General features: G+C 39.2%; 19 protein-coding genes. 10 read left to right on the top strand and 9 right to left on the bottom strand.

Annotated elements, in window-relative coordinates:
- Positions 1-148: 148 nt before the first annotated feature.
- A complete protein-coding gene (locus D0T49_RS00750; protein ID WP_163628676.1) occupies positions 149-382 on the top strand; it encodes a hypothetical protein in 234 nt (77 codons plus the stop codon).
- A 51-nt stretch (positions 383-433) separates the two neighbouring features.
- On the opposite strand, the gene folK is transcribed toward D0T49_RS00750, so the two are convergent.
- On the bottom strand, positions 434-901 hold the full coding sequence (gene folK, locus D0T49_RS00745; RefSeq protein WP_163628674.1) for a 2-amino-4-hydroxy-6-hydroxymethyldihydropteridine diphosphokinase: 468 nt from the start codon (positions 899-901) through the stop codon (positions 434-436).
- A 348-nt stretch (positions 902-1249) separates the two neighbouring features.
- On the opposite strand from folK, the gene dnaK reads away from it, so the two are divergent.
- Positions 1250-3169, top strand: a complete 1920-nt coding sequence (gene dnaK, locus D0T49_RS00740; RefSeq protein WP_163628672.1) for a molecular chaperone DnaK — start codon at positions 1250-1252, stop codon at positions 3167-3169.
- A gap of 192 nt (positions 3170-3361) precedes the next feature.
- On the top strand, positions 3362-3721 hold the full coding sequence (locus D0T49_RS00735; protein ID WP_163628670.1) for a hypothetical protein: 360 nt from the start codon (positions 3362-3364) through the stop codon (positions 3719-3721).
- Between the two features lie 66 nt (positions 3722-3787).
- Here D0T49_RS00735 and D0T49_RS00730 read toward each other — a convergent pair whose 3' ends face one another.
- Entirely contained in the window at positions 3788-4759 is a 972-nt protein-coding gene (locus D0T49_RS00730; protein WP_163628668.1) for a DUF3078 domain-containing protein, read from the bottom strand.
- Positions 4760-4990: 231 nt separating this feature from the next.
- On the opposite strand from D0T49_RS00730, the gene D0T49_RS00725 reads away from it, so the two are divergent.
- Positions 4991-6190: an FN3 domain-containing metallophosphoesterase family protein gene (locus D0T49_RS00725; protein ID WP_163628666.1), complete on the top strand. Its 1200-nt coding sequence runs from the start codon at positions 4991-4993 to the stop codon at positions 6188-6190.
- A 171-nt stretch (positions 6191-6361) separates the two neighbouring features.
- Here D0T49_RS00725 and D0T49_RS00720 read toward each other — a convergent pair whose 3' ends face one another.
- The 5 genes from D0T49_RS00720 to D0T49_RS00700 form a co-directional block, all read right to left on the bottom strand.
- Positions 6362-6790 carry a hypothetical protein gene (locus D0T49_RS00720; protein ID WP_163628664.1) on the bottom strand — a complete coding sequence of 143 codons (429 nt, stop codon included), beginning with the start codon at positions 6788-6790 and terminating at the stop codon, positions 6362-6364.
- Between the two features lie 7 nt (positions 6791-6797).
- A complete protein-coding gene (gene truA, locus D0T49_RS00715; RefSeq protein ID WP_163628662.1) occupies positions 6798-7556 on the bottom strand; it encodes a tRNA pseudouridine(38-40) synthase TruA in 759 nt (252 codons plus the stop codon).
- 196 nt (positions 7557-7752) lie between these two features.
- Positions 7753-8349, bottom strand: coding sequence for a hypothetical protein (locus D0T49_RS00710; RefSeq protein ID WP_163628660.1), 597 nt, complete (start codon positions 8347-8349; stop codon positions 7753-7755).
- A gap of 95 nt (positions 8350-8444) precedes the next feature.
- A complete protein-coding gene (locus D0T49_RS00705; protein WP_163628657.1) occupies positions 8445-8933 on the bottom strand; it encodes an RNA polymerase sigma factor in 489 nt (162 codons plus the stop codon).
- Positions 8934-9051: 118 nt separating this feature from the next.
- Positions 9052-10815, bottom strand: coding sequence for a long-chain fatty acid--CoA ligase (locus D0T49_RS00700; protein ID WP_163628655.1), 1764 nt, complete (start codon positions 10813-10815; stop codon positions 9052-9054).
- 838 nt (positions 10816-11653) lie between these two features.
- Here D0T49_RS00700 and D0T49_RS00695 point away from each other — a divergent pair.
- Entirely contained in the window at positions 11654-12223 is a 570-nt protein-coding gene (locus D0T49_RS00695) for a GNAT family N-acetyltransferase (protein WP_163628654.1), read from the top strand.
- 299 nt (positions 12224-12522) lie between these two features.
- Here D0T49_RS00695 and htpG read toward each other — a convergent pair whose 3' ends face one another.
- Positions 12523-14577: a molecular chaperone HtpG gene (gene htpG / locus D0T49_RS00690; RefSeq protein WP_163628652.1), complete on the bottom strand. Its 2055-nt coding sequence runs from the start codon at positions 14575-14577 to the stop codon at positions 12523-12525.
- Positions 14578-14907: 330 nt separating this feature from the next.
- Between htpG and D0T49_RS00685 the strand changes: the two genes are divergently transcribed.
- Complete coding sequence (locus D0T49_RS00685) at positions 14908-15795, top strand: PepSY-like domain-containing protein (protein WP_163628650.1); 888 nt, start codon at positions 14908-14910, stop codon at positions 15793-15795.
- Between the two features lie 305 nt (positions 15796-16100).
- On the opposite strand, the gene D0T49_RS00680 is transcribed toward D0T49_RS00685, so the two are convergent.
- Positions 16101-17657, bottom strand: coding sequence for a DUF3078 domain-containing protein (locus tag D0T49_RS00680; RefSeq protein ID WP_163628648.1), 1557 nt, complete (start codon positions 17655-17657; stop codon positions 16101-16103).
- Positions 17658-17893: 236 nt separating this feature from the next.
- On the opposite strand from D0T49_RS00680, the gene D0T49_RS00675 reads away from it, so the two are divergent.
- From D0T49_RS00675 to prfA, 4 genes are all read left to right on the top strand, one after another.
- Positions 17894-18838 (top strand): DUF4421 family protein, encoded by a 945-nt coding sequence (locus tag D0T49_RS00675; RefSeq protein ID WP_163628646.1) that lies wholly within the window; start codon positions 17894-17896, stop codon positions 18836-18838.
- A gap of 346 nt (positions 18839-19184) precedes the next feature.
- The gene (locus tag D0T49_RS00670; RefSeq protein ID WP_163628644.1) at positions 19185-19844 is read left to right on the top strand and encodes a hypothetical protein; all 660 of its coding nucleotides are present in this window, start codon (positions 19185-19187) and stop codon (positions 19842-19844) included.
- Positions 19845-20083: 239 nt separating this feature from the next.
- Complete coding sequence (locus tag D0T49_RS00665) at positions 20084-20716, top strand: hypothetical protein (RefSeq protein WP_163628643.1); 633 nt, start codon at positions 20084-20086, stop codon at positions 20714-20716.
- 158 nt (positions 20717-20874) lie between these two features.
- Entirely contained in the window at positions 20875-21963 is a 1089-nt protein-coding gene (gene prfA / locus D0T49_RS00660) for a peptide chain release factor 1 (RefSeq protein WP_163628641.1), read from the top strand.
- Positions 21964-22207: the final 244 nt, after the last annotated feature.

The raw sequence follows: 22207 nt of genomic DNA, 5'->3' as shown, positions 1-22207 counted from the left end.
ATTTTATTCTGAATCAATGTAATAGATGTTGTGTGAGTGTATGTATTTAATGATGTAAAAATAATAAAAGTTCGCATGAGCTTAAACATTTTTTCGTGAAATATCGTTATATTTACAAAGAGTAATAATTAAAACACACATAAGGATTATGGAAGATAAAGTTGTTGCATTAAAGACGTACGAAAATATAGCGAATGCTAATTTGGATAGTGAGATATTGAAAAGAAATGGTATTGAAGCTCTTGTGGGCGAGGAACAGGTGGTGGAACTATTCCCAATGTTCAAAGATATAGACGAAGGGCTTAAAGTGTATGTTTTTGAAAAGGATTACCGCAAAGCATTAGAGCTGTTGAAAGATTATCATTCGGCAGATGTGAAGTGAAAAACGGGTGAACTGTAGGAGCGTTTAATTGATAGTTGTTTTGCTGACAGTTCAACGATTCAATGTTTTAATCATTTCGCGTATGCTCTTTTGCAGTACCGGATGGACTAAGTTCGGTGCTATTTCTGCTAACGGAATTAATACAAAGTCCCGCTTCTGAATTAATGGATGCGGGATTTTTAATTTGGGAGTGTCTAATACGAGCGTGTCATAAAACAGAATGTCGATATCAATCAACCTGTCGGAATAACCACCTTCTTTTGTTTTTGTTTTCCGCCCCATTTCCCGCTCTATTTCCTGTGTTTTTTCCAACAACAGAGTAGGCGAAATTGTAGTAGTGACAGAAATAACTGCATTTAAAAAGTCATTTTCAGACATAAATCCCCACGGTTTAGATTCAAAAAAAGAAGAAATAGATATTACTTCTCCTATCTGCTGGGATATATAATAAATTGCGTTCTCAATGTTTTCGCGCTTATTGCCCAGATTGGTTCCTAATCCTAAGTAAACTGTCGCCATTGGCTTTCCTGCTTGGGTTTTAAAATATTTGTGGTGTAAAAAACTAATTTGTGGTTAGATTGTTTATAACATACGACTTTAACAAAAGATTCTCTGTAGATGTACAAAGGTATATGTTTTTTGTTCAGAATGAAATTTTCATGACATCAACTGTCCTTTTGTCAGTTTTAAATGCGATTTTGAAGGCTGAAAACATCTTTTTTGTCATTCGAATCGTAAAATAAACTGTCATATTCCGGATGGCATATCGTTTGTAAAAAGAGGTGCAGATTGTTTGTGACAACAAACAGTATAAGGATTTAAAGTAAAAAATACTATCGAATAATATAAAAATAAAACATACTAATTATGGGAAAAATTATTGGAATTGACTTAGGAACCACAAACTCTTGTGTGGCTGTGATGGAAGGTAACGAGCCTATCGTTATTTCCAACAGCGAGGGTAAACGCACAACACCTTCGGTTGTTGCATTTTTGGATGGTGGCGAACGCAAGGTGGGTGACCCTGCTAAGCGTCAGGCTATTACTAATCCAACAAGAACCGTGTTCTCTATCAAACGTTTCATGGGAGAAGCATGGGATCAGGTACAGGGAGACGTAAACCGTGTGCCATATAAAGTAGTGAAAGGCGATAATAATACTCCACGTGTTGACATCGACGGACGTCTTTATACTCCACAGGAAATTTCGGCTATTATTTTGCAAAAAATGAAAAAAACAGCCGAAGATTATCTTGGTGCTGAAGTTACCGATGCGGTAATTACCGTGCCTGCTTATTTTAACGACTCGCAACGCCAAGCTACGAAAGAAGCAGGCGAAATTGCCGGACTAAACGTAAAACGTATTGTGAACGAACCTACTGCTGCTGCTTTGGCTTACGGTCTCGACAAATCGAACAAGGATATGAAAATCGTTGTATTCGACTGTGGTGGTGGTACTCACGACGTATCGGTACTCGAATTGGGCGATGGTGTTTTCGAAGTAAAATCGACTGACGGTGATACTCACCTTGGTGGTGACGACTTTGACCAACGCATTATCAACTGGCTGGTTGACGAGTTCAAAAACGAGAATAGCGGAATTGATTTGAGCAAGGACCCGATGGCTCTTCAACGTTTGAAAGAAGCTGCTGAAAAAGCTAAAATCGAATTGTCGAATACTACTTCTACCGAAATTAACCTGCCATATATTATGCCTGTGGATGGCGTGCCACGCCACTTGGTTCGTACACTTACCCGTGCTAAATTTGAGCAACTGGTAGACGACCTTGTGCAACGCACGATTAACCCTTGTAAAACAGCTTTGCAAAGTGCAGGACTTAACGTAGGTGATATAGACGAAGTAATCTTGGTAGGAGGTTCTACCCGTATTCCGGCTATTCAGTCGGCGGTAGAAAAATTCTTCGGCAAAGCTCCTTCGAAAGGTGTAAACCCTGACGAGGTAGTTGCTGTAGGCGCTGCAATTCAAGGTGGTGTATTGACAGGTGAAGTGAAAGATGTATTGCTGCTTGATGTTACTCCGCTTTCGTTAGGTATTGAAACTATGGGTGGTGTAATGACTAAACTGATTGAAGCAAATACTACAATACCTACTAAGAAAACTGAAACGTTTACTACTGCTGCCGACAATCAGCCTTCGGTAGAAATTCATATTCTACAAGGTGAACGCCCTATGGCTAACCAAAATAAAACCATTGGCCGTTTCAATCTGGACGGAATACCACCATCCCCACGTGGAGTGCCTCAAATCGAAGTGACATTTGATATTGACGCGAATGGTATCCTGAACGTTTCGGCTAAAGATAAAGCTACTGGTAAACAACAAAATATACGTATTGAAGCCTCTTCGGGACTGAGTGATGCAGAAATCAAACGTATGAAAGACGAAGCTGCTGCCAATGCTGAAGCTGATGCTAAGGAAAAAGAAAAAATCGACAAATTGAACCATGCCGACAGTTTGATTTTCCAAACCGAAAAACAGTTGAACGAGTTTGGCGACAAACTTCCTGCAGATAAAAAAGGCCCGATTGAAGCTGCGTTGAACAAGCTGAAAGAAGCCCATAAAGCGCAAGACCTTGCCGGAATTGATGCTGCAACTAATGAGTTAAATACAGTATTCCAAGCTGCAAGTCAGGAAATGTATAATGCTCAAAACGCACAACAAGGAGGTCCTCAGCCGGGAGCTGATTTCGGAGGACAACAACAAAATCAAGGCGGAGCAAATTCGCAAGATGATGTGACTGATGTAGATTTTGAAGAAGTCAAATAAAATGGCATAAACAAAGCCTGAATAAAAACAATAAAAACGCTGTAAATTAGATTTTTACAGCGTTTTTTATTTATGTAAAGTTGTTTTTAATAATAACCTGAGTTCCAGATAAGAAAAGTGTATTAAAAATTAGGTAAGTAAGCATAAAATTGTTATCTCTAAGTTTGACAAACAATAAGCTCATACAACAATATGAGCTTACTTACCCAAGACGAAGTTACAGAAGTATTTTGTGCCGCAAATGAATTTTGTAAAGGATATGCACAATTAGTTAACGAAAATAAGGCATTACCTTGCAATACCGACATAAAAAGGAGAAATCGCAACCATCAAATGTCCGATAGTGAGATCATGACCATATTGATACTCTATCATTTTAGTAGTTTCAAAAACTTCAAGCATTTTTATTTGATGTATATCGATGCTACTTTGCGCCGTGAATACCCCAAACAATTAGAAACTGTTTTAAATTTATATACTAGGAAAAACGAATCAAATGGCAAGAAGATAACCAGAGAACGGCTTAAAAGAAACGAAAAGATAAATCTTTAAAGAAAAAGAGGATGTGACAAAATCGTAGTTTTGACACATCCTCTCTTTTTTATATCAGGCTTGTATTTAGAAATTCAGTGAGAATCCGACCCCAAGCAGTTCTTTAAACTGAACCTTATCTTTAGGCTCTCCGCCATCAGGGTCAGCAAATTTAACGTCATAGTCATATACCAGATTAGTGTTCAGGTTCACCGATAAGAAACGGTTTACTTTCAGAGATATAAGCACTTCCCAGTTTACGTCGATGTACTGAGGATTATCCAGATAGTTCGAAAATAAATCGAGTTTAGAGGTTAAAGTTACATTTTTTAAAAACTCCGGTTTAAAATCGTTTTTGCTGTAAATGGTACGGATATAACCACCAAACTCCATTCTTGTTTTGCTTCCCGGGTCAACTCCAAAAGCACCGATGCTCGAAAGATTTTCGTCGTTTACTATTGTCATACGTCCTGTTACAGGTGCTATCAATGCGCTGAAATAACGGTTAGGCTGGTAGCTTAGCCCCAATGCAGCCGTTAAATAAGCCGGAGCTAAAAACTTAGAGATAGGGTTCAAGGCTTCGGGGTCTGCTTTATAGTCGTAACCTTTGTCAAACTGAGTTTTAAAATTCAATAAACCGGAATAGTAGAAATCGGAGAACGCCTTGTAACCTACTTTCGAGTTGAATTCAAATTTATCATCAGTTTTACGGTATCCTTGCGATTGGTATTGATTTACGAATCCGTAACCCATATCCAATGTATTGTCCCATGTCAGCGAGTTTTTCTTGTACGATGCAAACAAACTTACTAATCCGTTTAATGAATATGAGTTTTCACCTCCGGCAGCCCAATTGCTCAGATACAATTGTGAGAAGTTTACGGTTGTTACTCCTCCGGCATGCCATCCATCTTCTGCAGCTTTAGATTCTTGCGAACGCAACTGTGCATCAGTTGATGTAATTTGTGCTGCAATAGGAAATGCCAGCACCAGTATTAATCCCAGTAAAATAGCTTTTTTTGATTTCATTATTTCTATTGTTTTAATTTTTACATTCATTTTCTTACTCTTTTGCCCTTCTAACAAAAGAAAAATACATTTTGTTTAACTTATCCTTTAAAAAAGATGTATTTTTGAGAATTAAAATAAGTAATTTTAATTCTCTTTTTTTTAGAGGATATTATAGTATGTATTTCTTGTTTTTAGTGTATTGTGTTGTTGCTGATGTAGGTTGAAAAAGAGTGGCAAAAATAGAAAATAACGTTTAAATTCAAAAATATTTATAAGAATATGAAAAACTCAATTAACATCCTGCTGTGTTTTATGGCTTTTTTTTCGCTTACTCTTGTTAATGCGCAAGAGTCGGAGAATACAGATAATAAATATGTATTTAATCATGGCCCTTATTTGCAGGGTACTACGGATACAGGCACATATGTGTATTTTACGACATCGTCCAAAGGCTTTTCTTATGTAGAATTACGCAAACAAGGAAGTGAAAATGTTCAAAAGTATTGTGCATATAACGATGGGCTTATAGAGGCATATAATACGATGAATACGATAGAAATAACAGGCCTGACCCCTAATACATCATACGAGTACCGTTTGGTGTCGAAAGAAATTACAAAATTTCAGCCCTATACCCTTGCTTATGGCGACAGTATTGCTTCGGGATGGTATCATTTTAAAACGGTAGATAACCGGGCTAAAAAAAGTGCTTTCGTTGTAGTGAATGATATGCACGACAACTCCGAAAAGTATAAAAAACTATTATCACATGTCCCTCTGAAAGATGCTGATGCTGTTTTTCTTAACGGCGATATAATGACTTACTTTTATAAACCCGAACAGCCTTTTACAAGTTTTATTGACGTGTCGGTAGATGAGTTTGCTACCGAAAAACCGTTTATAATCACCAGAGGAAACCACGAAACCAGGGGCCCTTTAGCCCGCAGGCTTAAGGAGTATGTGCTGCGTCCTGATGGTAAGTATTATGGGTTGTATATGTATGGCGAAACGGCTGTTCTGGTATTGGATTCGGGCGAGGATAAGTACGACCATCATCGGGAGTATTACGGAATCACGGCTTTCGACCAGTATAGGGAGGAGCAGGCAGAGTGGCTGAAAAAAGTTGTTTTGACCGATGAATTTGTCAATGCCCGCAAGCGTATTGTTATTATCCACATACCACCTTTTGGCGGACATCCGGTAAATGTGGACACTACGAAACCTCCCCGTCCCGGAGCTCATAGTTTGAGTGAGGTCAACAGGCTTTTCATGCCGGTACTGAATAATAGCAATATAGATATAATGTTTAGTGGGCATACACACCGCCACGCTTTGATTGAGACGGGCGAGTATGACAATACGTTTCCGATAGTAATAAATGACAATAAAAGCATTTTGTGGGTAGAATCCACACCACGTAAAATTCACGTGAAGATTTTTAATGAAGAAGGTGAGATGATGCTTAATCGTTCGTTCTGATATGGATGTTTTTTCATTCAACTTAGATTTTAAATGAAGAGTATTTATATGAAAGGTTCAAGATTAGTTAAGTAATCCATATCTTTACTTAACTAGTCTTAAACCAAGAGTTTTAATCTCAAACGGACATAAATCTTCTAGATTTTGGTTACCCTTACATAAAAGGACAAATCAATGAGACGAGCTCTTTTCTCTGTTGTATAGCAAAAAGCCCGTTAGAACCTCCAGTATTCCAAAAAGGAAATAAATCGTAGATATAAAGTTCAGTGGGAAAATATAGAACTGAATACAAATCCAAAGCATCAGAATTATTCCGCAACACATACCCGCGATGCTTCCGTATTTATTTTTCTTCATCAACAAGTAAAATGCAATAAGATTCGTCACCCCATTCACAAAGAACAAGGCAATGCCCGGTATTAAAAAGTTACGGAATAAAACGTCGGCAAAAGGCAAAACCTGAAAATACGGAAGCATAGGAGCCATACCCAAAGCCTCGCCTGAGGTATCATAAAACATCATAAATGCTCCACCCAAAGCCCCAACGCTAATAAATAAAGTCCAGAAGATGAGCCACCCCCTCAGTGTTTTTTCTTTCATACAAATTCTATGTTTTAAAAATTTCTTCCGGATATTTTACATCTACAAGAAACAAGCCTTGAGCGGGCGCAGATGTTCCGGCCTTGCAGCGGTCTTTCTCTTCAATAACTGCCCGAAAGCCTTCGACTGACAGCTTTCCCCTGCCCACTTCAAAAAGTGTCCCAACAATGGCACGCACCATATTGCGTAAAAAACGGTCTGCTTCTATTGTAAACACCCACTCGTCGCCCTCTTTAGCCCAACGGGCATGCGTTATTGTGCAATTATTAGTTTTTACATCGGTATGCAACTTGCTGAAACTTGTAAAGTCACGATACTCATACAACACAGCAGCAGCTTCATTCATTTTTTCAAAATCAAGCGGATGATGAATCCTCGCAGCAAAATCTGTTGTAAAAACTTTTTTTTGCAGCACAACATGATATTCGTACCTACGCGACACAGCATCAAACCGGGCATGTGCATCCGGTTTCACTTCGGCTATTTTTTCCACAGCAATATCAGCAGGCAAAAAACTATTCAACTTACCACATAAGTCATTAAGGGTAAAATCAACAATTTTAGCGTCAAAGTGCGCTACCATCATTTTAGCATGCACCCCCGTATCAGTTCTTCCCGCCCCTACTATATCCAAATGAGGGGCACGCAGTATTGTACGCAAAGCATCGGTTAACACCTCCTGCACCGACACACCATTAGGCTGTACCTGCCAGCCATGATAAGCCGTACCTTTATAGGAGCAATATAGAAAATACCTTTTTTTCACTCAACAAAAATACAAATAGTAAGTAAGCTGGGCAAACAAAGCAACGAAGCTATGTTAATAAAAAAAGGGGCTAAAAAGTCTTTTTTGAACGCCGCTCGAACTTGTTCGTTTGGCTACGCCAAGCGAAGTATCGAGCGGCGTTCTTTTCCCTTTTGAGACATCCCCAAAGCATTATAAATGAAAAGCTATAAACGCATTACTCTTCTTTCAAATCCCTTAGCTCTTCAAGGCTTTTCAACATAGAACTAATGTTTTTATCATATACCCTCTTATATTGCCAGTAAGCAAAGAGAATGGTTACAAGGCAAGCCCCAATAAGAGCACCTGCCCTCCATAACTCAAGATTCATACTAAAAACAGGAAAAACAAGATAAAAGATAAGTATCGGCATTATCACAACAAAAGTAATGGTTTTCTCCACCCTGATAAACACATTATAACGCTGGATATTCTTTATATTACCTGCAACATCTTTCGAGAAGTCCACTTTCGACAGCAAAACCATTCTCCATATCATTGGAACGAGGTCTATTATCATATAAGCAATAAAAAACCAAAGCAATATGCGTAGGATTTCAGGTTTAAGTACATCCTGAGAAAGAACGAACAACAAAAACGGGATTACAGCTATGGTTAACACCAATCCAAAAATGTCAAAATTCAACAACCGGCTTAACGCTTTATCCGATTTGGCAAGAATAACTTCTTTAAGTATGTTTTCTTTCACAATATTTTGTTTCCCAATTTGTTGGTCTAATGACACCCATATTTTTTTTAATTCATCTATTTCCATAATACTCTGATTTTAATAATTCGACATTTGTTTAAAAAGCAGTTTTGAATAAATCTTATTGCAAAAGGATTTCAAATAAACAACCTCTTTCGTGATTAATTCAAACTGTTTCTTAGTTTATCTTTTGAGCGCTTTAGTTTTGTAGCCACATTACTAACCGTCAAGCCTGTTATATCAGCTATTTCCTGATAACTTTTTTCTTCGAGGTAAAGCAGAATTACTGCCCGTTCCATTGTTTTCAAGTTGTGAATAAGGTGATACATTTCTTTTATTTCTTCGCCCATATCCTCCGGCTCAATCAATGAATTCTGCAATTCGCTTGAAAAGCCACTACCTTTAGGGCGTCGCATCTCTCTCCTCATCCCCGAAATACAAGTATTAAGGGCAATCCTGTAAATCCAGGTGGAAAAAGAACTTTGATTCTTAAACTTTGGAAATGCAGCCCATAGATTCAGCACTACTTCCTGATACAAGTCATTCAAGGGAAATTCGTCTGAAGCATAAAACAAACACACCTTATAAATAACCCGCTCATTTTCTTTTATTGTTTCTATAAACTTTTTTTCTATATCCGCTTTACTCATTTTTCGTCTGCTTTCTATATTAGTCGCTCAAATCTTACAAAAATTGCAAACCCTAAAATTTTTTTTGACTAAAAACAAAGAAGCCAGCTATCAGCCGGCTCCTTAAACGTATTATTTTTTATTGAAATAGTTTTTCGATTTCGTCTTTATACCTCTCTCCTATTACATTTCGTTTTACTTTAAGCGTAGGAGAAAGCGCACTATTCTGCTGAGTCCATTCGTCAGGCAATAGCTTATAACGTCTGACCTGTTCATAATCTCCAAAAAATTGATTGTATTTATCCACTTCGGCTTTAAATACTTTCACAACCTCAGGATTTTGTATCATTTCAGCCGGGTTAGTATATTTAATACCATTTTCTTTACTCCACTCTTTCAGATACGTGAAATCAGGAACGATAAGTGCTGCAGCAAACTTCTGGTTTTCGCCCACTACCATTATATTATCAATAAAAGGAGATTCGGCAAACTTGGATTCGACCAACTGAGGATTGACATATTTACCAAAAGACGTTTTAAAGATACTCTTCAGACGGCCGGTAATAATAAGCAGTCCTTCGGGAGTGAATTTACCTGTATCGCCTGTATGAAACCACCCGTCTTTATCTATAACCTCGGCGGTCAATTCCGGATTTTTATAATAACCCTTCATCACATTATGCCCACGACACAGGATTTCGTCGCGTTCACCTATTTTCACCTCGACACCCGGCAATGGAGGCCCTACCGTACCAAACTTGCGTACGTTCTTACCACGCTGGCTTACTGCAATAACAGGCGAAGTTTCACTCAAACCATACCCCTCGTATACGGGCATCCCTATTGCCGAAAAGAAAGCTGCCATGTGAGGCTGTATAGCAGAACCACCCGAAACAATAATATCGAAGTTTCCTCCCAGCACAGCTCGCCATTTGGAGTAAATAAGTTTATCTGCTATTTTCAGTTTCCTGTTATACCAAGCACTTGTCCCATCTATTTGATATTGAGTAGCCAAATTGAAAGCCCAGAAATAAAGGCTTCTCTTGATTCCTTTTTGTTTTTTTCCGGCAGCATACAGTTTATCATAAATCCGCTCCAGCAAACGCGGCACACAGGTCATCATCGTAGGATTCACTTCCTTCATATTTTCCGCAATCGTAGCAAGGCTCTCCGCATAGTAAACCGACATGCCCAGATAATGGTAAAGATATACCATAACCCGCTCGTATGCGTGGCAAATAGGCAGGAAACTCAAAGCCTTGTTACTCCATTTGGCTGGAGTATGTGCCACATTCTTAAAGTTGTTGACGATATTGCTATGTGTAAGCATTACCCCTTTGGGATTGCCTGTTGTGCCCGAAGTATATATCATAGTAGCAACATCGTGCTCATTGATAGTTTCTTTCATCGCCCTAAGCTCTTCCGGACGGGGATTCTGCTTTCCTATTTCTATCAATTGGTCTAAATAACTATAGCCATTGCCCTGGTCGACAAAAGTATATATATGCTCCAAAGTCTTTACTTCGGGCAAAATTGGTTCTAACTTTCTACGAAGGTCTTTACCTTCTATAAAGATAATTTTCATTTCAGCATGATTCAAAATATAGCGATAATCATCCTGACTGATGGTTGGATAAATAGGTGTAGAAACAGCTCCTATCTGCATAGCTGCAAAATCAAGAAAATTCCATTCCGGACGGTTTCCACTAACAATCCCTACCCTGTCACCCGGCTTTACTCCGAGCTTAAGTAATCCATAACTAACATTATTAGTTATCTCAATATACTCCTGAATACTGTATTTTATCCACTTTCCTTCTCTCTTACATGCCAATGCTGCATCTTGTTGAGGGAATTTTTCCAAATAATTATCCAGTAAATCAAACAATCTGGTCACTTCCATAAACTATATATTTTGCTCTTTAATTTTTAAATTATTATTACAAATGTAACTTTTTTTATTGAAAAACAAGTTATTTCAACAAGTATAGCCAGTTGAAACTACACTTATTAAAAACAAGAAATGTAATCAGTTGTTTTATATATAGTTTTTCATGGTTATAAAACCATCATTAAAAAACTATAAACAAAATCATTACAAATTATTTGCAGCTCAGTACATGACAAAAAAATGTCGAATATTTCTTCAATCTATTATAAGTGCTCTTTTGACCTTGTCCGGTGAGCCGAAAAAACAGAAGCCCCTTCAAACCTCCCCGAAGGGGAGGCTAAAAAGTCCCCCTTTGGAGGGATTGGGGGAACTGTTTTTCGTGCGAAGCGGGCACAGTTTTGAATGCGCCGTTTAAGCGAAAGCTGAATCAAGTTTACTTGAATTTTGCTGAGCGTAGGCGCTTCAATGAAATTAGTTTTTGTTCCTTTTGCATCAAGGCAAAAGGAAGTCGATAACTTAAACAAAATCATTTAATGTCAGTAAATTACTGATTGCTATTCAGTTTTTTGTCATGGAACTAAAAAAACAAGCTATTCTTTTATTTGACTCGCTTATAAATCGCATATTTTTAAATATCTTTGCAGTAACTAAAACTTTTGGATGTTTATTAATTTTAAGAAGGATTTGGTGAAGTAAATAACCTTTGAGCATTTCTGCTTAAGGTTATCCTCTCGTTTTTACTCAGGCTGTTCATGCCGGAGTTATTTTCATGTCTATACATATTTACAAACAAAGATTTGACAAGGAATCATTATATCCCCATGTCAACTCAGCAATATTATCACAAAAAATGATTTCAAATAATATCCAAATAAGAGAAACGAATCCGAACGACCTCAACGATATAATGACCGTAGTAAAACAAGGATTTGGTTACGACAAAGAAGCCGAACTGGTAGCCGGATTACTAACCGACCACACTGCCGAGCCTATCGTGTCGCTGCTTGCATTCTGCAATGAAGAAGCCATTGGCCATATCCTTTTTACCAGAGCCCGCTTCGACAGCGAGCAGGAACAGCCAATGATGCACATTCTCGCACCATTGGCAGTAAAACCTCAATATCAACGGCAGGGGATTGGAGGAGCATTGATAAAAGCCGGAATCAAACTATTGCAGGAAAAAGGCTCACATCTTGTATTTGTTTTGGGACATAAAGAGTATTATCCTAAATACGGATTTATTTCCGGAGCAGAAAACTTGGGTTATCCGCCCCCCTATCCTATTCCGGAAAAATACAGCGATTACTGGATGGTTCAGCCAATCAGCGACAAAGGTTTTGACGCGGGAAAAGGAAAAATAAAATGCGCCGACGTACTGAACCAGCCGGAGCACTGGCGGGACGATGAATCAGACAAGTAAACCGCTATAAGAGGTTGTTTAAATTTTACTCGCAAAATAAATTTTGGTGATTTTTTAGGGAAATTTTGACTTCATTTTACGAATTTAGCGGGCTAAATGAGTAAATTGAAAGGTGAAATTTTACAAAAAAGGACATAATTTATTGCGAAAAAGATATATTCAAAACTATAATAGCTTCTTTGTGGAAAATTTAAACAACCTCTAAGAAAAAAGTGGAACACAGACACATAAAAAAAACCTGCTGACAGAGTGTTTTCTTGCCAGCAGGTTTTTCTATATATAAATTCTGCTATTATCTGTTATAGCAATTCAACGCTACGTTTTACAAACTTAGCCAACGCTTCGCCCTTCAGCATATTATTTGCCAGCAATGCCAAGTCTATCAGCTGGCTTACCTGAGTATTTTCGCCTGCATAAGTTTTGTACACCAATTTTTTCTCGGTTGTAAGTTCATCTATTTTTTTCTGCAAGTCGTTTAGTTCCTCTTTTTCAGCCGCTGGTATTTCCTCGTCTTTTTTATCTTTTTGGCTTTCTTTCAAAGCATTTTTTCTGCTTTCAGCATCCGACAGATTTTTCACAATAGGCTCTACCTTATCTTTTGTTGCCGATTCTTCATCCTTCAGCAGTTTTTCGATAAGCGGGTGAGCCGTATTCACCACCAGATTGTAGCTGTCGGGCATTTCGCCGTAAAAACTCATCATGCCGCCCTGCATGGCCGACATGTCTTTCATCCGGCGCATAAACTCGTTCTGAGTAACAAACACAGGGTTTGAGGCAGGCGAAAGATGCTCGAAAGTAACAATGAAATTGGTTTTTTCTATCTCCGGCATTTGCGAGTCGAAAATAGCAACCAGCGCATCACGCTGTTCGTCGGTCAACGTCACTTCATTGTGCTCGTCTTTTTGGATAAGTTTATCAACCGTATCGCTGTCCACACGTACAAAACGGGTTTTTTCCAATTTTTGCTCCAACTGGCTTATTGCGTGCACATCCAGTTGCCCGTCCATCAGCAGTACGTCGTAGCCCTTGTCTTTAGCGCTCTGAATGTAGCTGTACTGTTCGTCTTTGTTGGTAGTGTAAAGGTAAATCAGGCTACTTTCTTTATCCTCCTGATTTGCTTTCACCAGATTTTTATATTCATCCAATGTAAAGTATTTGCCGTCAACGTTTTTCAGCAGTACAAACTTTTCGGCACGTTCGTAGAATTTTTCGTCGCTAAGCATACCGTATTGGATAAAGACTTTGAGGTCGTCCCATTTTTCTTCGAACTGTGCACGATCTTTCTTGAATATATCGTTCAGGCGGTCGGCTACCTTTTTGGTAATATAGCCCGAAATTTTCTTCACATTGCCATCGCTTTGCAAGTAGCTGCGCGATACATTCAGCGGTATATCGGGCGAGTCGATTACACCATGCAGCAAGGTAAGGTAATCGGGCACAATATCTTCTACCGAATCTGTTACGAAAACCTGATTGCTGTAAAGTTGTATTTTATTACGTTGCAGGTCAATGTTTTTCTTAATTTTAGGAAAATACAGCACCCCTGTCAGATGGAAAGGATAATCTACATTGAGGTGAATCCAGAACAGCGGGTCGTCGCTCATAGGGTACAACTCGCGGTAGAATTTTTTATAATCCTCGTCGGTCAGGTCGGCAGGCTTGCGTGTCCAAAGCGGGTTTGTATCGTTAATGATATTATCTTCGGCCGTTTCCACCTCTTTTCCGTCTTTCCACTCTTTCTTTTTACCGAAAGCAATAGGCACAGGCAGGAATTTGCAGTATTTTGTCAGCAATTCCTGTATGCGTGCTTCTTCCAGAAAATCCTTGTTCTCGCTATCGATATGCAACACAATGTCGGTACCACGGTCTTCTTTCTTCGTTTCCTCCATAGTATATTCGGGCGTACCGTCGCACGTCCAACGCATAGGCACAGCATCCTCTCTGAACGAGCGTGTGATGATTTCTACCTTTTTAGAAACCATAAACGAAGAATAAAAACCAAGCCCAAAATGCCCGATAATAGCCTGCGCATTGTCTTTATACTTTTTCACAAACTCCTCGGCTCCCGAAAAAGCAATCTGATTGATATATTTATCAATCTCTTCGGCAGTCATACCCACACCACGGTCGGATATGGTAATGGTTTTTGCCTTTTTATCCAGTTTAACATGAACGGTCTGGTCGCCCAATTCGCCTTTAAACTCGCCTACCGATGCCAGCGTTTTCAGCTTTTGGGTGGCATCTACCGCGTTAGACACTATCTCACGAAGAAAAATTTCGTGGTCGCTATACAAAAACTTCTTGATAATGGGGAAAATATCGTTACTCGTAACCCCTATATTTCCTTTTGCCATAATATATATGATTTTATATGTTTTTTAAAGTCTGAAACCGCTATGGTTTTACAAAAAAAATGCCATCCAAGCATGTTATGACATATTGACAGCACCGTACAAACAATAGTTTAGAACAATTATCGCCCTTTACAAGTTTTTCAAATGCCTCATTATTAACACAAACCGCCTCGCAAACAACCAAACAGACTCATAATAAACGAGTTAGAAAGACACAAGTGTTAAAAAAATCACCTTTCTTGCATTATTCCGGTAATTTCTTTTTATCTTTGTATTTAGAGATGCTGTGCATCATCTACTTATGACTAAACAACGAAGGTCAAAAGAAACATGAAAACAACTAAAATCATCACTATACTGACAATAGGAATCCTATTGTTGTTCACTTCTTGCAATTCCGACTCGAAATTTTACGTAACCCCCGAAATAGAGGACGCTTTGTTTGACAAATACCCCGACGCGCTTTACTTGGAGTGGGATATTATTGACGGTTACCCCGTTGGTTCGTTCCGCAAAGACGGACTTTTCTGCCGTGCGTGGTTTGCTGCCAATGGCAAATGGCTAATGACAGAAACCGAACTAAACAGCAAGAATTATCCGGAAGAGATTGTACCAATAGTTGAAAATAAATACGGTAAAATAAGAAACGTTATGAGGGTAGACTTCATGGAAGCAAACCCAAAGATAGAACCAAGATACGTTTTTGAGGTGGAAACCGGAAACAAAATATCAAATTTATTTTTCCGCCGCAATGGAGACCTTTTCAAAAAAACTGATACCGATTGGGAAAACCGCCCGCTGGAGATAGACGAAGACATATTGTTGTACCTGCAATCCAATTGCAACAACGACGAAACTGTAATTGTTGATGCCGATATACACGCAGAGCCACTCTGCATTGAAGTGTACGAAAAAAAATATAAAACCATATGTTTCGACTCGCACAAGGAATGGCTCGCTACATATTGGGAGATGTCGGAAAAAGAGAAAGTCCCAACCGTTGTACTCAATGCTTTATTGGAAAAAACAGAAGGAGAACACCCCAACGAGCGCTATCAGATGGAATACCACATTCCATTATACAATCATAAAAACGCGAAAATGTACACTACCAGCGAAGAAAAGACATTGGTGTATGTATTCAAGTTTAATGACAACCCCACCCTTTACATCGACGAGTTCGGCAAAGAAATAAAAGTAGCCGAAATACCCTTGTAAAAAAGCACCAAAAACACATTCTTCGAACTAAGAGGTTGTTTAAATTTTTCACAAAGAAACTGTTATAGTTTTACATATGTCTTTTTCGCAATAAATTATGCCCTTTTTTGTAAAATTTCACCTCTCATTTTGCTCATTTAGCCCGCTAAAATCGTAAAATGAAGTCAAAATTTCCCTAAAAAATCACCAAAATTTATCTTGCGAGTAAAATTTAACAACCTCTTATATAAAATCCGCTTTCAGCACCAAGCAAAGCGGATTTATAATTATGTCTTACATCATTCCTATCCGGTACGCGTATAATTTTAATAAAGCCGGTAGGAGAAGCCCACAGTGAGCATTTCTTTCATTTGTATCTTGGCTTTCTCGTGGTCGGGCATGATGACCGTATTGTCGAATCGCGGATTCAGCATAAGGCGGGTAGACAAGAAACGGTTAATCGCTAATTCGGCAACGATTTCCCAGTCTATTTCCACTTTTTCGTAATTGGTATAGAAGTTGAATTTCGAGTTCAGTTTCAACCCTTGTATCGGACGATAGTCTTTCAACTCGACCACCAACCTGCTACCAATTTCTTTCAGATTATTCTCTCCACTCTTGATACCAAACTGGTTAGGGTTCACATTTACCGTATCTGTAGCATATATATACTTGAAAGATACCGGCGACAGCACCACCGACAGCTTTTTGTATTTATAGTCCATACCGACGTTTATATTTACCCGGATAGGAGTAAGAAAAGCCGCTTTCAACTCATGCGAATTCACGGCTTTAGGATTCTCAAAAAACTGTGTCTGAAATTCGGCCGAGGTACTGTAATAGAAATTACCTGTGGCTTTCAGCCCAAACTTGCTGTATATTTTAAAAACGTCGTCGTTAGGATTCAGAAACCTTACCGTATCTCCATCCACCGAGTTGAACCCGGCACGCCACTCGGCACTATTCTCCCACTTTATTTTTTTCTTATTGTCATAATCCAACCGCCCCGACAAAACTCCTAAAATAGAAGTAAAATTGTTACCACCTTTGTGCCAGTTGGGAGAGATATATGTTTGCGAAAACTGCAACAAACTATTTGCCCTGCCTACCCAAGGACTTATCTTCTTACGGCGGATAATGATTCGGTCGCTTGTAGTGACGGGCACATGAGCATGCTCTTCGTCCAGTTGTATTTGCTCTACAGGAGTGGTAACAATAGCCTGAAACTGGCTCCAACTCACCTTAGGTAGCTCTTTGGAGGTTTTTTTATACAGTTCGGGCTTGGTTTGTGCTATGTACGCGCGCGCGCCATTCCTCAGCTCGAACAGAGTTTCGTCGGCCGAAGGAATATCTATCGATTCAAGCGGCTCGGTAAGCGTTTTTTGCAGTCCTGTATGAAAAGTGAAAGGATTATCTTTCTTCCAGTCCAGCTCCACATCTTTTTCCATGTAAACCAGCTCATTAAAAAGCGGGTTCGACACATAGACTATGCTATCCAGCATTACGGGAACAAACGGCTCACGGACAAAAACCAGTGTATCAGTATTTTGCACACTATCTACATAAGGGAGCGAATCGTTTAAAGCAACATTAGCCGAAACCGCACCAACCAAAGGCATAGCCGGAACAGTATCCGCTTCGGCCTTCTGCGAAAGGGTATCAGCCGACACTCCATGCTTCAAATCTGGTTTTACCGAATCAGGAAGATTTATTTGCCGGAGGTCTGTTTTTATTTGCAAGGAGTCATTAAAGGCTTTTTCAATATCGATGAAAACCTTAGGTTGAGCCGGAGTATTACCCGGCGCACCCTTAATGTTTTCTTCGGCAAAAGCCTGAAAAAACACAGCAAAGAACAAGAAAAGAAAAATTATTTTAAATCTCATCGTCAAACCGAACATAAACATTACAAATGTACAAAGAAAAGTTCACCGAAACTGTCAAAAACCTTTAGTAGATAACAAAAAATATAAAAATATGCTACTACTACAAAATAAAAACATGTAACACCGTTTTTTCGACATGAGTAAGAATTGGACGTTCAAAAAAGCCCATTCGTCGAAAAATTGAAACCGCATGTATAAAAATAAATATTTTTGTATGCGAAATACTCTCCAACGCTATGAAACCTTTTTTAACCCGAATAATTTTCACATTATTAGTCATCACCCCTCTTTGCTCTTATTCGCAAACCGACAGCACCTATATAAAGCCTTTTGCTCAAAATTTCTCGCTTAAAGTATATGCTTCAAACAAGATAGCCTCCCTGCTTCACGAAAACCTGTTGGAAGAAAATACTTACGACCCCAACCGCCCGCCGGGCATAGGCGTGGGGTTCACTTTGGGCAAAATGGGAGTGAGTGTCAGTTATGGATTCGATTTCCTACGCGACAAAGAAAAAGGGCATACACGGTCGTTGGATTTGCAATATCATAATTACGGACGAAAAATCGTATTCGACCTCATGGGGCAATACTACGAAGGGTTTTACAACGATAATAATCAAAATAATTACGAAACTCATCCTGACCTGAAAACAATCAAGCTCGGCTTTTTTGGACAATATATTTTCAATTCGTCACGATTCTCGTACCGCGCAGCGTTCAACCAAAAGGAACGGCAAGTGAAATCGGCAGGCAGTTTTCTGCTGGGAGGCGGTATCTATTACAACGAGGTTCATTCTGATATTCCGGGATTCTTCAGTAATCCGGACTGTGTGAAACAAGTTAATTTCCAGATAGGCCCAAGTGCGGGATACGCTTACAACTGGGCTATAACAGAACGGTATTTTATCAGCCTTTCTGCTTCGGCAGGTTTTAACCTCGGCTTCACCAACGACCAGAAATTCATGATTTACCCTACGGCAATTCCGCGCTTTGCCACCGGATATAATGCCGAAAGCTGGAGTATAAGCCTCTCATACGTCAACAACCTGATTTACACTTACTATACAAAAAGCCGTAAAATAGCATTAAGCTCAGGCGGCGTGCAGCTAACTTTTGTAAAACGGGTAGGCCGTACCCCGGCATTTCTCGAAAAACCTGCAAAAAAACTCCGGCTTCTTTAGAGGTTGTTTTAAATCTTGCGTAAAACACCTTTCAAAATTCTCATAAGCAGGATTCACCGAATAAAAACAACTTCTAAGATTCAGAATTGGATACATTATTATATCTTTGCAGTGAGAAATCCGGATATTTAGATATTGTTTTGAATTTCTTCATAGGTTATTTTTCGAAGGATTTTAATTTAAGTTTTTCGTATAACAGCGGGCTGTTTGAGAAAAATTTAAATTGAAAAACACGAAAAAGGGCGAAAATGAGTATGAAAGAATATCAAAAAAAGCAGACTTAAAAATATTCGTAAAATTCAAAACAGTTTCTTAATCAACTCGTACAGGTTGATTACTGCAATAAATGAAAAATACTATCATCCTGCTGAACGTTCTTTTTCTTTGTTCATTCCCTCTTATCGGAAGTGAGCCCGAAGATTCGATTCGTACTTTTTATGAAGACGGGCGGTTCACTACCGAATGTAAGGTATGGATTGATGCTTCGGAAGAGGTCACAAACAGCCTGATGGACGATTTTATAATCCAGTTCAGGAGCAATCTGGACAGCCTGTTTACATGGGCGTTGAAAGATATGAATCTGCGTGGCGAGGGCGATGAGTTTATCATTTATTACCTGAAATCGAGCGAATACAACCCCGAAACAGAGATTATACGGGGAAAAATGGATGTAATCGTGCCTAAAATACTGACAGTACCCGATATCACAATCGAGGGAAAAATGTACAAAAAAGAGCTTACTGACGAGCAAGTGGTAGTACAATATGATATACTGACGGCTACCGGATTTATCAGGGAAGCCGACGCTACCTTTAAAATTGTACGCGAAAACGCAAACAGCGCGTGGTGTACACTGGACTTAAGGGTAAAGTTCGGATGGTTTTTCAATATATTCATTACCAAGAAAATATATAAAAAGAATCTTGAATGGCGTTTTGAGCAACTGGCGCGAAACCTGAAAGACGAAGCTCAAAAACGTGAAAACGCAAGCAACTGCGGGTTATAGAGGTGAGGTTTTAGAGGTTGTTTAAATTTTACTCACAAGATAAATTTTGGGAATTTTTTCAAAAAAGGACATAATTTATTGCGAAAAAGACATATGTAAAACTATAACTGTTTCTTTGTGAAAAACTTAAAACAACCTCTAAGGTAAAAGATAAAAATTGAAAGTTGAAAGCACTTTCTTGTTTTCCCTTTTTCCTTTCTCCAAAAATACCCATCTGCTAAATACTTTAAAGAAGAAATATGAAAAAAGCAATATTAGTATCGTTAAGCATTTTTCTTGCTTTTACTACCGGATTGGCACAACAGAGCGAACCCGATATTTCGTCGGAATATAAAAAAGGAGAATTTATTACAACCATAAAAATTGCAAGCAACGCCTCGTGGCAAAATGTTCAGAAAATCGCAGACCTGTTTGTTTACCAGTACAACACCAACTTGGAAGGGCTTTTCGGCTGGGCACTGAAAGGACTGAAACTAAGAGGGGAACAAGACGATTTTATCACATTCAATCTGAAATCGCACAACTACAACGAAACTCAGAACAAAGTGGATGGAGTGATGGATATTGGTATCAAACTCCTGAAAAAGGATTTTACAAATACAGGGTATGAAACTACAGTATCGAAGCATCAAGAAGGGAATAGGATAACCATCCGGTATGAGATGCTCCGTTGCGACAACGTAATTAATCATGTCGATGCCAAGTTCGACATTGCCAAGAGAACAGATAATACCATCGAGTGTATATTCACAGCAAATGTAAGGCTGGAAAAGCCCTATAGCCTGATGACAAAGAAGCAATACCGCGAAAACATCGAATGGCGTTTTGCCAGATTATTGTCGAATATAACAAGCAAGATGGAGGAGAAATAATTCTCAGCCAATCTGCTTGAAGAAAACAAATCGTAAACTTTATAAATTGTAAGCACATTTTACAAGTATTTAGTTACGAGTTACGAAATTTATTCTCTGATAATCAAGAATAAAACATGTAACATTAATTTTATAAAATACTTAAATAAAAAAAGACCGTGTCAGAAAAATCGTTATTAGAAAAACTAAACGGGTTACAACCAAAATTCGAAGAAATAGCCACACTTATAACCGACCCCTCGGTGCTGGGCGACCAAAAGCGTTACGTAAAGCTGACCAAGGAATACAGCGAACTGAAAAAGCTGATGGATGCGCGCGACGAATACAGAACAGCTCTCTCGAATCTGGAACAGGCAAAAGAGATTCTTGATACCGAAAGCGACTCCGAAATGCGGGAAATGGCAAAAATGGAGATTGAAGAGATAGAGCCGAAGCTACCCGGTATGGAAGAAAACATAAAACTACTGCTTATACCTGCCGACCCTGAGGACGGAAAAAACGTAATTATGGAAATACGTGGGGGCACTGGCGGCGACGAAGCGGCTATCTTTGCCGGCGACCTATTCAAGATGTACACAAGGTACATAGAATCCAAAGGCTGGAAAATGCAGGTAACGAGCGAAAGTGAAGGCACTATAGGCGGCTACAAAGAAATAATTTTCGAGGTAACTGGCGAAAACGTATACGGCACGCTGAAATACGAATCGGGAGTTCACCGCGTACAGCGTGTGCCGCAAACCGAAACACAAGGGCGTGTGCATACCTCGGCTGCCACAGTTGCCGTACTACCCGAAGCAGAAGAGGTAGACGTGGAAATAAACCCTGCCGACCTCGAATATCAAACAGCACGTTCGAGCGGTGCGGGAGGGCAAAACGTAAACAAAGTGGAAACAAAGGTGCAGCTTACGCATAAGCCTACAGGCATTATGATACAATGTCAGGTATCACGCTCGCAGTTGGCTAACCGCGAGATGGCATTGCAAATGCTGCGGAACAAACTGTACGATATCGAATTGCAAAAGCACCTGTCGGCCATTTCGTCGAAGCGCAAAACAATGGTTTCGACAGGCGACCGCTCGGCCAAAATCCGGACGTACAACTATCCGCAAGGACGTATCACCGACCACCGTATAAACTATACCATCTACAATCTGTCGGACTTTATGGATGGCAACATACAAGGCGTAATAGACCAACTGATAATAGCCGAAAACGCAGAACGCCTGAAGGAAAGTGAGTTGAGTTAGCTACGAGTGTTTCTAATAACAGATTTAAAATCCACAGTTAATAAATCACGGGGATTAAAAAGCCTGTGAAACAGAAACTGAACACAAATAAACTAAAAGGAAGCCACGCAGTGGCGAGAGATGCATAACCGTATGCAAGCGTAGCGTAGCTTACGGCAAGCAAACAAGCCTCGCAGAGGCGAGATTATGATATAGATAGATATCCCGCCCCATGCGGGGCTTTAGATACAGATAGAGCATTACC

It is taken from the genome of Paludibacter sp. 221, from assembly GCF_010501035.1.
GTDB lineage: Bacteria > Bacteroidota > Bacteroidia > Bacteroidales > Paludibacteraceae > QVMH01.
Note: the sequence above shows the minus strand (reverse complement) of the source record. Positions and strands in the feature narration are given on the sequence as shown.

Excerpts from the sequence above, each read along its gene's own strand:
- dnaK (WP_163628672.1), top strand. The coding sequence starts at position 1,250 with ATGGGAAAAATTATTGGAATTGACTTAGGAACCACAAACTCTTGTGTG.
- D0T49_RS00735 (WP_163628670.1), top strand. The coding sequence starts at position 3,362 with ATGAGCTTACTTACCCAAGACGAAGTTACAGAAGTATTTTGTGCCGCA.
- D0T49_RS00730 (WP_163628668.1), bottom strand. The coding sequence starts at position 4,759 with ATGAATGTAAAAATTAAAACAATAGAAATAATGAAATCAAAAAAAGCT.
- D0T49_RS00725 (WP_163628666.1), top strand. The coding sequence starts at position 4,991 with ATGAAAAACTCAATTAACATCCTGCTGTGTTTTATGGCTTTTTTTTCG.
- D0T49_RS00675 (WP_163628646.1), top strand. The coding sequence starts at position 17,894 with ATGAAACCTTTTTTAACCCGAATAATTTTCACATTATTAGTCATCACC.
- D0T49_RS00700 (WP_163628655.1), bottom strand. The coding sequence starts at position 10,815 with ATGGAAGTGACCAGATTGTTTGATTTACTGGATAATTATTTGGAAAAA.
- D0T49_RS00695 (WP_163628654.1), top strand. The coding sequence starts at position 11,654 with ATGATTTCAAATAATATCCAAATAAGAGAAACGAATCCGAACGACCTC.
- D0T49_RS00680 (WP_163628648.1), bottom strand. The coding sequence starts at position 17,657 with ATGAGATTTAAAATAATTTTTCTTTTCTTGTTCTTTGCTGTGTTTTTT.
- D0T49_RS00670 (WP_163628644.1), top strand. The coding sequence starts at position 19,185 with ATGAAAAATACTATCATCCTGCTGAACGTTCTTTTTCTTTGTTCATTC.
- htpG (WP_163628652.1), bottom strand. The coding sequence starts at position 14,577 with ATGGCAAAAGGAAATATAGGGGTTACGAGTAACGATATTTTCCCCATT.
- folK (WP_163628674.1), bottom strand. The coding sequence starts at position 901 with ATGGCGACAGTTTACTTAGGATTAGGAACCAATCTGGGCAATAAGCGC.
- D0T49_RS00750 (WP_163628676.1), top strand. The coding sequence starts at position 149 with ATGGAAGATAAAGTTGTTGCATTAAAGACGTACGAAAATATAGCGAAT.
- D0T49_RS00665 (WP_163628643.1), top strand. The coding sequence starts at position 20,084 with ATGAAAAAAGCAATATTAGTATCGTTAAGCATTTTTCTTGCTTTTACT.
- D0T49_RS00705 (WP_163628657.1), bottom strand. The coding sequence starts at position 8,933 with ATGAGTAAAGCGGATATAGAAAAAAAGTTTATAGAAACAATAAAAGAA.
- D0T49_RS00685 (WP_163628650.1), top strand. The coding sequence starts at position 14,908 with ATGAAAACAACTAAAATCATCACTATACTGACAATAGGAATCCTATTG.
- D0T49_RS00720 (WP_163628664.1), bottom strand. The coding sequence starts at position 6,790 with ATGAAAGAAAAAACACTGAGGGGGTGGCTCATCTTCTGGACTTTATTT.
- D0T49_RS00710 (WP_163628660.1), bottom strand. The coding sequence starts at position 8,349 with ATGGAAATAGATGAATTAAAAAAAATATGGGTGTCATTAGACCAACAA.